Source organism: Quyinboa mangrovi, from assembly GCF_042219825.1.
Taxonomy (GTDB): domain Bacteria; phylum Bacteroidota; class Bacteroidia; order Bacteroidales; family UBA5342; genus JBHJHP01.
Genome location: NZ_JBHJHQ010000003.1, coordinates 145649 through 158207, shown reverse-complemented (window position 1 = coordinate 158207; position 12559 = coordinate 145649). Strand labels below are relative to the sequence as shown.

Here is a 12559-nt window from a genome sequence, read left to right as displayed (position 1 = left end):
ATTTAAGTATTCAATCTTATTAATTTTTCAGGCACATCACCTTTGGGTAGATGCATGAGATGTTGCGTATCAACTAAAAATTATATAGTATGAAGAAGTATTTCCTATTTACATTTGTTTTAACCCTTTTGTTTCTGAGTAGCTGTGAGGAGAAAACCTGCGATTGTGACAATAGTAGCAGTGAGGTTCCTGAAGCTTTACAAGGTAAATGGGTTCGTGTGGAAAGCAACAATGTTGCAAACGATGGTATGATTATAAAAGTAGTGAATGATCAGGGTATCCTGTTAAGTGCCAATGCAGCATTATCATTCAATGCCGGAGATATTAAATGGAAGGATATTGTTCCTGAAGGAGACAACATGTATTCCTACGAAGAATTGGGTAGTGATGACAATTACTACCCTGCAGAAATCTTACTGGAAAATGACAGTACTATAATGATCTCTGTAGGATCAACAGGTGCCGGAAATGAACAAAAATGGGTACGGGAAGGAACCGGGTCATCAATTGGACCTACCGAAACGGTGATTCTGGATTGTAATGCTTTTAAGTCTGATTATACCCTGAAAAACGGACCTGCAGAGATTGATTATCTCATTGATTGTGTGGCTGATGTAACAGCAGCATTAACCATAGAACCCGGAGTGGTGATTGCTTTTACCGAAAATTCCGGTCTGGGTGTTTACGATGGTGGAACACTGAATGCAGTTGGATATGCCGATAAACCTATTGTTTTTATGGGTTATAATCCAGGTAAAGGCTACTGGAGAGGCATACATCTGGAAACATCATCTGTGAACAATAAACTTGAAAATGTAATGATTTCGGATGCCGGCAGTAACTATGTATATTGTTGTAACAATCCGGCCTCCCTCTTTATTAAGGGCGGTAAAATTGCGTTAAATCATGTTACGATAACCAATGGTGCGGAAACAGGATTAGAAGCAAGCAAAGGTTCTGTTTTTTCAGAGTATTCTGATGTAACCATTACCTCTCATGATGGCTATCCTGCCGTATTTTCTCCTGATGTATTATCAGATATCGATGGGTTAGGATCTGATTATTCAGGTAATTTAACAGACTATATTTTCGTTTATGCTGACAAAATAACTTCAGAAGTCGTCTGGCAAGCTGCTAATGTACCCTATTTACTGGAAGGTAGTGTATTGGATGTTACTGATTTATTGACAATTGAAGCCGGCACAGAGATTAGGGTGGAAGAAAATGGAGGTATTGGAGTATATGACAACGGGGCTCTGAAAGTTACCGGTACAAGTGATACCCCTGTTACAATAGAAGGAAAAGAAGGCATTCCTGCTTACTGGAGAGGCATACATATGGAAACCAACAGTCTGAATAACCATCTGAGTTATTTGAACGTCTACGATGCAGGCTCTAACTATGTATACTGTTGTGTGGATCCTGCAGCGATCTATTTTAAAGACGGAAAATGTTGGGTGGATCATTTAAATGTTTCAAGTGGTTCAGTGGGTATTTATGCGGCAGATGCATTTACCTTTACAGAGTACAGCAACGTAAATGTGGAGGCAAAAGATGAGCCTTTGTTAATAGCTATAGAGCGGGCAAATGAGTTGGATACAAATTCAAAATACAGCAGTACGACAGCCACAAAGGATTATATCACTTTTATTTCCAATACTGATGTCAAAGATCCTGTGGTTATTACAAATCCTGATCAATCCATACCATACCTTGTAGATTATGTGGTGGATATAACCGCACAACTTGAAATTCAGGCAGGAGTACAAATGGTCTTTAAAGAAGATGGTGGTCTGGGCGTTTACGATGATGGCATTCTTTCAATAATAGGTTCAGAAGGTGAGAACGTGAGTTTGTATGGTATTCAGGATGTACAGGGATACTGGCGAGGAATTCATACTGAGACTAATAGTCTGAATAATATAATAAATTATGCAACTATTAGTAATGCGGGAGGAAATTACGTGTATTGTTGCAACCAGCCAACGGCAGTGCTTGTAAAATCAGGGAAACTGGAAGTTACAAACTCCATGATTGATAATAGTGGAGGATACGGCTTATATGTAAAAGGCGGTGCTCAGTTAACTCATAGCGGGAATACCTATGCCAATAATGCCGAAGGGAATTTATTTGAAGAATAAGTCATTAAAATTTGAAGTAAGAATCTTCTTACTTCTTGAACCGTCCGTTTTAAAAACGGGCGGTTTTTTTTACCTGTCTTGCAGCCCTAAAAACAGCGTAATAACAATTTGACAAAAATGCGTGTTAAAAATTTTATTTATGAGAATATTCTCAATATATTTGTAGTGAGAATATTCTCATAATAAGAATTCGTAAAATGAAAACAGTAATCACATCATCAGGAGATGAAGTCACAGCACAATTTGACAAACGTTTTGGAAGAACCGGGTGGTTTTGTTTAATCGAAGAAGGAACGGAGGATGTAAACTTTTATTTCAATAACCTGAAAGATGTATCTAATGGAGCAGGTATAAAAGCTGCTGAAAAAATGGTTGAACTTAATGTTCAGAAAGTAATATCGGGCGATTTCGGGCCAAAAGCCAGGGATTTGCTGAATACGTTTAATATTCAAATGGTTATGCTAAGCGAAGATAACTTGACCATTGGTGATATTATTAATCGGTTAAATAATAAAAATAACAGGAGGTAATTATGCCAGGATTCAATGGAACAGGACCTGAAGGAAAAGGTTCAGGCACAGGACGGGGACAAGGCAGATGTAATTCCCGTAAACAGGTATCAGAGAATGGTTCTGAGACTGAAAATTATGCAAAAGGAAGAGGGCGGAGATTTGCCCGAGGTGAAGGGCGGGCCCGATCCGGAAATGAGTCTGAAATGGGAATGGGTAGAAGACACGGAAGAAGTGGTTCTTAACAATGTTTGGTTAGATCTTGAATAATCGCATGTGTAATGCATGCGGTTATTTTAGAACAAATTATTAAAATAATAGAGGATAGTAATGAAAATAGCAATACCGGTTGATAACAAAGGAATGTTGGATACACATTTTGGACACTGCAGATATTTTACACTGCTAAAAGTCACAGATATGAAAATAGTTTCGGAGCAAATAATTCAGCCCCCGAAACATGAACCCGGAGTATTGCCGATCTGGCTTGTTGAGCAGGAGGTTACAGATGTCATTGCAGGCGGACTTGGACACAAAGCCCGTGAGATTCTGGAAAACAATGGTGTGAATGTGTGTACAGGTGCATCATTTGAACCGGCACGGATGCTAGCGGAAGCATATGTAAAGGGGACAATTCTTACAAAGGGCAATTTGTGTAATCATTAGAAGGAAGCATGAATGAGGCAAGAATGTTATAGCTGCCATATGAAAACGGTCCATCATCTTCTTGACAAATTTAAGCCGGAAGATGACGATGCCAGAATATTTACAGCCAGGGTGCACAGCATACTTAAAGCGAATGATTTACCCGATAATCCGTGTTTGGCAACCAGAATACAAAGAGCTGCAAAAGAACATTTTAAAATCAATGATTTGTATGCCCATGAAAAGTTCAGGATCAATGAAGAACTGTTGCGGGATTACAAATACTGGAAGTCGATAGTAGAAAACAGCGATGATCCGTTTTTAACTGCTGCCCGGTTATCGGTAGTCGGAAACATTATTGATTTTGGCGCACATACTGTGAAAGCGGATATCAGGGCACAGGTTCATACACTATTAACAAAAGATCTGGTGGTAAATAAGGTTCGGCAACTGAAAGAACATATCAGGCATGTGCAGTCTGTCGTTTTTCTTGGCGACAATTGTGGTGAAATTGTTTTTGATAAGTTGTTTATTGAAACATTTTATCATCCCAACGTAACGTATGTGGTCAGAGGTGAACCGGTGTTAAACGACGTAACAACAGAGGATGCTTTTCAGGTTAGGATGCAGGATGTGTGCCGGGTCATAACAAACGGATACGACGCGCCTTCAACATTGGTGCAGTATTGTTCTACCGAATTTTTGGAAATATTTAATTCTGCGGACTTAATAATATCCAAAGGTCAGGGAAACTTTGAAGGATTAATGGACAGTAATAATCCCAATATATATTTCATGCTGATCGCAAAATGTGATCCGGTAGCCCGGCTTCTGAAAGTGAAGAAAAACGATATGGTCATTACAACACTTACCCCGGCTTTAGTATGAAAATAGCAGTAGCAAGCGGAAAAGGAGGAACCGGAAAAACAACAGTGTCCGTTAATTTATTCCGGTATTTGAATAATATGGAAGGATTTGATGTACACCTTGTTGATTGTGATGTGGAGGAACCGAACGATCTGATCTTCTTCCCCGGTTCCATGAAGCAGGAAAGCACAATAGTTACACAGTTAATACCTGAAATTGATATGGTTAAATGTACGTTATGCAAAAAGTGTGTGGACTATTGCGAATTTGGTGCTGTATCTGTAATTCCCAGGGTAAAATATGCTACTATTGATGCGGGCTTATGTCATTCTTGCGGTGCATGTTTGTTGGCGTGTTCATTTGATGCACTTACTGAGAAACCGGAACCCATCGGTTCGATCACATCTTACAATGTACTGGATAATCAGGTACTGACCGAAGGTGTTTTAAAGGTTGGGTCATCCATGCAAACCATGCTTATTAAAAAGCTTAAAAAAAGTATCAGTACTGCGTCTGAAGTGATATTGTACGATGCCCCTCCCGGAACCAGTTGTCAGGTAGTTGAAACATTATCGGATGCGAATTTCATTGTACTGGTAACGGAACCAACACCTTTTGGTCTGCACGATATGCAACTTATTATTGAGCTGATAAACGAGCTGGATAAGCCATTTGGGGTTGTGATTAATAAAGCCGGTTTGGGAAATAATTCAGTGAAAGAATATTTGTCGGCGAATGCGATTGAGCTGATGGGAGAGATTCCGTTCAGTAGTTCGTATGCTGCACAATATGCGGACGGTAATTTGTTTGAAGATGTTCCATGTGAAATAGAATCCGGCTACAGTACAATCGTACATAACCTAAAACAAAAGGTATTGGTTCATGAGAGAGATTACAGTTTTAAGCGGTAAGGGAGGAACCGGAAAAACAACCATCACTGCGGCACTGGCTTCGGTTGCCAAAGGTGCTGTTTTTTGCGATAATGATGTGGATGCTGCTGACTTGCACTTACTGCTGAAACCTGAGATAAAAGAAAAGCATTTGTTTTTGCATGGCTGGAACCTGAAAATAGATGTGGATAAATGTACAGCGTGTGGTTTGTGCGTAGACCAATGTCGGTTTGATGCCATTCATACCGACAGAGAACAAAATTATTTTATAAATCAGTTGCAGTGCGAAGGGTGCCGGTTATGCGAGAAAGTCTGTACTGAATCTGCAATCTCTTCCACGTTGAACACCAATAATAACTGGTATATCTCAGACACCCGTTTTGGGACCATGGTTCATGCAAAATTATCTCCGGGCGAAGAAAATTCGGGTAAGTTGGTTACCCAGGTACGAAAAGTGGCAAAAGAGAAGGCCGTTGAGATCCGTGCAGATTTTATTCTGAATGACGGGCCTCCGGGAATAGGATGTTCGACTATTTCTTCTCTTACAGGTGCGGATTTGGCCCTCATCGTGATTGAACCCACAAAATCCGGTTATCACGATGCCCTGCGCTTAATGGGTTTGATTAGATCATTTGGGATTAAGGCTTATGCCATCATTAATAAATGCGACGTTAACCCTGAAATGACTATGATAATCAGGAATGATCTTAGTAAAACAGGTATTGAATTAATTGCCGAGGTCCCATTTAATCAGGATGTAGTGAAGGCCATGATCAATGAGAAAACCATTGTGGAATATGATCCGAAATCGGAAATATCGACAATAATAAAAAAAATATGGGAAAGGGTATCGGGTGATTTGATTGAGATGTAGTGACTAATGGAGGTAAAACTTAAACATATAGCACTGGAAGTAAGGGAATCTGATATAAATGCTTTTTATGTAGAGATTCTTGGGGGAAAGATATTGAGTGGGTTTGTAATGAAGGAAGTTGATGCAGACATCGTTTTTAACATTAAAAGAAAGGTAAAAGTTTGTTATGTATCACTTTACGAAATTGAATTCGAGCTCTTTGTAAATGAGAAGAAGGAATGTAACGGGATACAGCATATTTGCCTTGAGATGGGAGATGCAGAACACGTATATAAATCGGCACTTCAACAAAGTTACTGGTGTCATCTGAGGACTTCGGGTCAGGGCGAAGCATATTTTATAAAAGATGCAAATGGAAATATGTTTGAAATAAAAGTTTACAGGAATGAATGAGATATTGCCGGGAATTAAAAATGTATTATTAGTTGCTTCCGGGAAAGGAGGGGTAGGTAAATCAACTGTTGCAACAAATTTATCTGTTGCAATGGCAAGAGAAGGTTATAAAGTGGGTTTGCTGGATGCAGATTTGTATGGACCGTCAGTTCCGCTCATCTTCAATATGGAAGGCACAAAAGTAGTAAATTCAGGGTCTCCCGGAAAGGTAGAACCTTTTGAAAAATATGGGGTAAAAGTAATGTCTTTGGGCTTTATTGTGGATAAAGAGAGGGCTGTGATATGGAGAGGCCCAATGGCATCTAAGGTTTTAACCCAGCTTATTACAGAAACGAATTGGGGAGAACTGGATTTTTTAGTTGTGGATATGCCGCCCGGAACAGGTGATATTTCTATTACGATGGCTCAGAAACTACCCGATTCAAAAGCAATTATTGTGATAACTCCACAGCAGTTGGCTGTTTCCGATGGAAGAAAGGCAGCAAATATGTTTAAAGCCAATGGCATCGATATTTGTATTGACGGAATCATTGAAAATATGTCGTGGTTTACACCGAAGAAACATCCGGATGAAAAATATTATTTGTTCGGTAAGGGTGGAGGAGAGAAGCTGGCAAATGAATTACAGGTGCCAATGTTAGCGAAAATACCGTTGGTCGGCGATGTATGTGACTTAACGGATAAAGGGAAAACCATCTTCCTTTCTTCAGATCATTGCATTTATGAAGCTTATAGCGAGCTTGTAAGTAATATTATAAAAAAGGAAAATATTATATTATGATAACCGGAAAGATTCAACTCAGACCGCGTTACGGAGAAGTAGATCAAATGGGATATGTGTATCATGCCAATTATGTAAGCTTTTGCCACGAAGCGAGGACTGAATTGTTGAGGCAGTATGGCATTAACGACAGTGTGTTGGAAGAGAATAATGTGATGATCCCAGTGATCAACTTTCAAATAACGTATAAAAAACCTGCCCGGTATGATGAGGTTCTGACCATAACCACTACAGTCAGGAACTTTCCTGAGGTAAAGTTGCACTTTGAATTTGAGATCCAAAATAGTAAAAACGAACTGGTGTGTACTGCTGTTTCCAGTGTGGTCTTTGTAAATAAAGCCAACCGCCAGCCGGTTCGTTTGCCGCATTTTGTTAAAGACGCACTAAAGCCTGCTTTTATAGGTTAAAACAACGCATGATATAAAACTAACCATTAATGACCAAAAAGAAAATGAGTAAAAAAATTATTGTAATTGGAGGTTCGGCAGCGGGTCCTAAAGCAGCTGCAAAAGCCCGCAGAATGGATGAGTTTGCAGAAATTACCATGATCCAAAAGGCACCTGATTTGTCCATGGCCTCTTGTGGCTTCCCGTATTATGTTGGGGGCTTTTTCGACGACAGAAACAAACTTTTATGCACACCAACCGGCGTGGTTCGTGATCCGAAATTTTACTGGAATGCCAAGGGTATTGTGGCAAAAGTAAATACCGAAGTAACCGGCATCGACAGAAACAGGAAATGTGTGGAATACACAGATTTGATGACTGGTGAAAAGGATTGTCAGCAGTATGATAAGCTGGTGATAACTACCGGTGCAACTGCCAATATGCCGCCGGTTAAGGGTACTGATCTCGAAGGGATTACCACATTGCAGTCCATGATGGATGCCGATTATCTGAGAAAGATCCGTGATGAAGGAAAGGTGAAAAAGGCTGTGGTCATAGGAGGCGGCCTTATAGGTATAGAAACACTGGAAGCACTGAACCTTGCAGGAATAGAGCTTACGATGGTTGAGCTGTTACCACAGTTGCTGACTTTTTTGGATTGGAAAATGGCCAAGCTGGTGGAAAACTATCTGAAAACAAAAGCCAATGTGATCACCAAAAACGGGGTGGCTGAATTTATTGGTGAAAGCGGGAAGCTTACCGGGGTAAAACTGCAGAACGGAACAGAAATTCCCTGTGAACTGGCTGTTGTAGCTATTGGGGTCAGACCCAACGTAAAACTGGCTAAAGAAGCTGGTTTGGAAATCGGTTCACTGGGTGGCATATCTGTGAATGAATATATGCAGACCTCAGATCCGGATATTTATGCAGCAGGTGACTGTTGCGAGATAACAAATATTATTACCGGTAAAAAAGTTCTGGCACCTTACGGTGACCTTGCAAACCTTGAAGGAAGAGTGGTTGGCGAAAATGTGATATGCGGAAATACAAAGAAGTTTCCGGGTACTATTCAGACAGGTGTATGTAAGTTATTCGATTATGGTATTGGGATTACAGGCCTGTCGGAAACAAAAGCTAAAGAAGCTGGTATTGATTATGTGAAGGTAATTAATGCAAGTCCCGATAAGCCCGGTTTTATGGATGGGAAGCTTTTAGTAACTAAGCTTGTTGCAGAAAAGAAAACAGGGAAAGTACTTGGAGCTCAATGTGTAGGTCCTGGCGATGTGAGTAAACAACTTGCCATATGGGCAACAGCCATAAAGGGTAATCTGTCTGTTTATGATATGACAAATGCTGATTTCCCTTATGCCCCTCCGTTCTCATTGGCTATAGATCACAGCATTGCAACAGCGCATCTTTTAACAAATAAAATGGAAGGGATCTTTGTGGGAATATCTGCTATGGAATTGAAAGAAAAACTAGATAGGGAAGATAAGCTTTTTATTCTGGATGCCCGTGGTGCTGACGAATATGAGCAAACCCGTCTTGGAATCGGTGAAACGTTGATACCTATCGGAATGTTAAGAAAAAGACTGAATGAAATTCCTGAAGATAAAAGCACAGAAATCATAACCTATTGCAAAATTTCTTTGCGTGGCTATGAGGCTGCCGTTCTTTTAAAGGCTCATGGTTATAAAAACGTGAAGGTACTGGAGGGCGGAATTATGGCCTGGCCCTACAGCAAAGAAAAATAGTTGTTCTATCTCTCCTACCTAAAAAGCCATCTGTCTCAATCCAGGTGGCTTTTTTAATTAACCAGGCGTTAATTTTTATTCTTCTTTCTCAGGTTTATCCCATTTTAGTTCATTCAGCATATCAATGGTTTGTTTCCTGACTACCTCAAAACTATCTTTATTGGCTTCCAGAATGGGTTTTACTGGTGGTGCTTTTACTTTCAGCGGATTCATCAGTTTCCCGTTTTTAATCACACGAAAATCGAGGTGAGGTCCACTGGCCAGTCCGGTCATTCCAACATAACCAATTACCTGACCCTGTTTGACACGTGTACCTACATACATCCCGTTGGCAAACTTTTTTAGGTGCATATATACGGTTGTGTATACCGAATTATGTTTTACATAAAGGTAATTGCCGCCACCGTTTTTCTGGTATCCACGTTTAGTAATAGTTCCGTCACCAATGGTAAGAACCGGTGTTCCTGTTGGAGCTGCATAATCTATGCCCTGGTGTGCACGGTAATATTTTAGAACCGGATGCCAGCGCCGTAACGAGTATCCTGAACTAATACGTGAAAAATATTTAAGCGGTGCTTTTAAAAAGGCTTTCCTCAGACTGTTTCCATCTTCATCATAAAAACTGACTGTGCTATCCTGTTCAAATGGAATAGCTAAGAAATGATCTCCACGGTTTACAAATTCTGCTGCAATGATCTTCGATATCCCGAGCGAGGTGGAATCCACATAATCCTCGTCATATATCACCCGAAACTTGTCCCCTTTTTCGATGCCAAAGAAATCTATGGTCCAGGCATAGATATCCGAAAGTTCCACTGCCAGCATTGGATTATAACCGTTATCCACCATCGTATTCCAAAGGGATGTATTTACTACTCCGGTAGCTGTTTTTCGTTCTGTAATTATCGGTTTTTGTCCGGTATAAATCTGAACCCCATCCCTGAAATCGTAAACCACATAATCTGATTCAGTCTTTTCATATACGAAATAGGCAATCTGCGGAACTGAGTCAAGCGTTTGAAATACTGTATATCTATTTCCGACCTTAATTTTCCTAACATCAAACACGTCGCGGTAACTGCGGGCCAGTTTATCAATGGTTTGATAGCTTACACCATAGCCACTGAGGATATTACTCAGAAACTGATTGCGTTTAACACGATTATGGGTCACAATAAAAGAATCTACAGGCAGACCGTATTCACGGTTGATCACAACCGGAATCGTGTCTTCAGGAACCACATCCGAAGATTCAGCTTGTTTATTCGTGTTTTTACATGAAAAAAGAAGAAAAAAAGTAAAAAGTATTAGGATGTATTGTTTCATAATTCAGTTCAAAAAATTACGCTCCGTGATCCGTCTTCGTTGACCTGTACAGTTACTGCAAGTGTATTTTCAGGTAAAATAGGTTCCACCAGTTCCGGCCATTCTATAAAGCAAAGGTTTCCACTGTAAAAATAATCTTCGTACCCAAAGTCATAAGCTTCCTCAAGGTTTTTAATGCGATAAAAATCAAAATGGAAGATATGGGAACCGTTATCTGTTTCATAATCATTTACAATGGCAAACGTTGGACTGTTTACCTGATCCACAACATGCAGCTGCCTGCAAAGCGCTTTTATAAAAGTTGTTTTCCCGGCACCCATTTTACCATAAAATGCCAGAACATGGTTGCTACCGATAGAGTTTACAAATTCTCCGGCAACACGGTCAATATCTTTTAGGGAATCAATTTTCAGCTCCATAAATTATTTCTTTGGACTCATAACCACAAACGGAACAATCATCTCTTCCATGGATATTCCGCCATGCTGAAACGTATCGCGGTAATAATTCACGTAATGATTGTAATTGTTGGGGTAGGCAAAAAAATCGTTGTAATAGGCAAAAATATATTTTGAGCTCACATTAATGGATGGCAATGAGATTTGATCCGGACGATTGATGTCGAACACCTCCTTGCGGTCATACCCCAGGTTTTTACCAACCTTATAACGAAGATTGGTGTTGGTATTGCGATCACCAACCACCTTAATCGGGTTTTTCACACGGATGGTTCCATGGTCTGTTGTCACAATCACTTTGCAGTTCTTTTCTGCCAGTGTCTTGAAAATTTCAATGGTAGAGGAGTGCTTGAACCAGGAAATCGCCAGTGAGCGATAGGCCGCTTCATCAGAAGCCAGTTCGCGTATAGTTTTGGATTCAGTTCGGGAATGCGACAGCATATCCACAAAGTTGAGTACAATTGTATTGATATCGTTATGTAAAAGATTAGGGATCTGCTCCACCAGCTTTCCTCCGGCGGCGGTATCAAAAATCTTGTTGTACGAATGTGTATATTTCTTTCTGAACCGTTCTATCTGTGTGCCCAGTAACTCATCTTCATAATTATTCTTGCTTTCTTCTTCGTCCTCGTCCACCCAGTAATCCGGAAACATCTTTTTGATCTGTTCCGGCATCAGACCGGAGAAAATGGCATTTCGTGCATACTGCGTGGCAGTAGGCAGAATACTGTAGTAAAGTTCTTCTGAATCGAAGGAGTAGTACTCACTGAGAATGGTCTTGATGTCTCTCCACTGGTCGTAACGCAGATTGTCAATTACAATCAGAAATACTTTTTCACCTTTATCGAGCAGCGGAAAAATTCGTTCTTTAAACAGGTCAGGACTCATCATCGGTTTATCTTCAGGCCTGTTGGTAAACCACGAAACATAGTTTTTACTGATGAATTTACAAAATGAATGATTGGCTTCGTTTTGCTGCATCTGTAGTACCTCCTTCATCGGGTTATTGGTGCCGTCAAGTTCCAGGTCCCAGAATACCAGTTTTTCATACACTTTCATCCAGTCTTCCCAGTCCATGGAATCGTTAATTTCCAGGCTCAGTTGAGTAAAAGTGGACTGGTAATCAGACGTTACCTTGCGGCTCCGTATTTCGCGCGACTGCACATTCTTTTTAATGGAAAGGAGCATCTGGTTTGGATTTACCGGCTTAATCAGATAGTCGGCAATATTACCACCAATGGCTTCATCCATAATATTTTCTTCCTCGCTCTTGGTCACCATCACTACAGGGACACCCGGATCAATATTTTTTATAGTTTCCAGTGCTTCCAGTCCGGTCATTCCCGGCATATTTTCATCCAGAAAGATGATGTCGAAGCTTTGTTTTTTACACGCTTCAATGGCTTCATCGCCACTCAGAACGGTTACAACTTCGTAGTTTCTGCCCTGAAGAAACATCACATGGGGTTTAAGCAGGTCCATTTCATCATCAGCCCACAAAATTTTTATATCATCCATAGTACTCCTTTTGTTTT

The 12559-nt window shown here is 40.3% G+C and carries 14 protein-coding genes; 11 read left to right on the top strand and 3 right to left on the bottom strand.

Annotated features, from left to right (window positions below; all coding sequences use genetic code 11):
• Positions 1-89 precede the first annotated feature (89 nt).
• The 11 genes from ACE1ET_RS06815 (at position 90) to ACE1ET_RS06765 (ending at position 9240) form a co-directional block, all read left to right on the top strand.
• The gene (locus ACE1ET_RS06815) at positions 90-2141 is read left to right on the top strand and encodes a hypothetical protein (RefSeq protein WP_375727626.1); all 2052 of its coding nucleotides are present in this window, start codon (positions 90-92) and stop codon (positions 2139-2141) included.
• Positions 2142-2338: 197 nt separating this feature from the next.
• A complete protein-coding gene (locus ACE1ET_RS06810; protein ID WP_375727625.1) occupies positions 2339-2671 on the top strand; it encodes a NifB/NifX family molybdenum-iron cluster-binding protein in 333 nt (110 codons plus the stop codon).
• Between the two features lie 2 nt (positions 2672-2673).
• Positions 2674-2895 (top strand): DUF5320 family protein, encoded by a 222-nt coding sequence (locus ACE1ET_RS06805; protein ID WP_375727624.1) that lies wholly within the window; start codon positions 2674-2676, stop codon positions 2893-2895.
• 85 nt (positions 2896-2980) lie between these two features.
• The gene (locus ACE1ET_RS06800) at positions 2981-3316 is read left to right on the top strand and encodes a NifB/NifX family molybdenum-iron cluster-binding protein (RefSeq protein ID WP_375727623.1); all 336 of its coding nucleotides are present in this window, start codon (positions 2981-2983) and stop codon (positions 3314-3316) included.
• A gap of 12 nt (positions 3317-3328) precedes the next feature.
• Positions 3329-4183: a damage-control phosphatase ARMT1 family protein gene (locus ACE1ET_RS06795; protein ID WP_375727622.1), complete on the top strand. Its 855-nt coding sequence runs from the start codon at positions 3329-3331 to the stop codon at positions 4181-4183.
• On the top strand, positions 4180-5073 hold the full coding sequence (locus ACE1ET_RS06790) for a nucleotide-binding protein (RefSeq protein ID WP_375727621.1): 894 nt from the start codon (positions 4180-4182) through the stop codon (positions 5071-5073). Before ACE1ET_RS06795 ends, ACE1ET_RS06790 begins: the two co-directional genes overlap by 4 nt.
• Positions 5045-5926, top strand: a complete 882-nt coding sequence (locus ACE1ET_RS06785) for an ATP-binding protein (RefSeq protein WP_375727620.1) — start codon at positions 5045-5047, stop codon at positions 5924-5926. Before ACE1ET_RS06790 ends, ACE1ET_RS06785 begins: the two co-directional genes overlap by 29 nt.
• A gap of 6 nt (positions 5927-5932) precedes the next feature.
• Positions 5933-6319 (top strand): VOC family protein, encoded by a 387-nt coding sequence (locus ACE1ET_RS06780; protein ID WP_375727619.1) that lies wholly within the window; start codon positions 5933-5935, stop codon positions 6317-6319.
• Positions 6312-7100 carry an Mrp/NBP35 family ATP-binding protein gene (locus tag ACE1ET_RS06775; RefSeq protein ID WP_375727618.1) on the top strand — a complete coding sequence of 263 codons (789 nt, stop codon included), beginning with the start codon at positions 6312-6314 and terminating at the stop codon, positions 7098-7100. The genes ACE1ET_RS06780 and ACE1ET_RS06775 overlap by 8 nt, the downstream gene beginning before the upstream one ends.
• The gene (locus tag ACE1ET_RS06770) at positions 7097-7507 is read left to right on the top strand and encodes an acyl-CoA thioesterase (RefSeq protein ID WP_375727617.1); all 411 of its coding nucleotides are present in this window, start codon (positions 7097-7099) and stop codon (positions 7505-7507) included. Before ACE1ET_RS06775 ends, ACE1ET_RS06770 begins: the two co-directional genes overlap by 4 nt.
• A 29-nt stretch (positions 7508-7536) precedes the next feature.
• Positions 7537-9240, top strand: coding sequence for an FAD-dependent oxidoreductase (locus ACE1ET_RS06765; protein ID WP_375727616.1), 1704 nt, complete (start codon positions 7537-7539; stop codon positions 9238-9240).
• Between the two features lie 75 nt (positions 9241-9315).
• Here the strand turns inward: ACE1ET_RS06765 and ACE1ET_RS06760 are convergent, their stop codons facing one another.
• Genes ACE1ET_RS06760 through porX form a run of 3 tightly spaced genes read right to left on the bottom strand, consistent with a single transcriptional unit; the run spans position 9316 to position 12542 of the window.
• Entirely contained in the window at positions 9316-10566 is a 1251-nt protein-coding gene (locus ACE1ET_RS06760) for a M23 family metallopeptidase (protein WP_375727615.1), read from the bottom strand.
• Positions 10567-10574: 8 nt separating this feature from the next.
• A complete protein-coding gene (gene tsaE / locus ACE1ET_RS06755) occupies positions 10575-10985 on the bottom strand; it encodes a tRNA (adenosine(37)-N6)-threonylcarbamoyltransferase complex ATPase subunit type 1 TsaE (protein ID WP_375727614.1) in 411 nt (136 codons plus the stop codon).
• A 3-nt stretch (positions 10986-10988) separates the two neighbouring features.
• The gene (gene porX / locus ACE1ET_RS06750; protein WP_375727613.1) at positions 10989-12542 is read right to left on the bottom strand and encodes a T9SS response regulator signal transducer PorX; all 1554 of its coding nucleotides are present in this window, start codon (positions 12540-12542) and stop codon (positions 10989-10991) included.
• Positions 12543-12559: the final 17 nt, after the last annotated feature.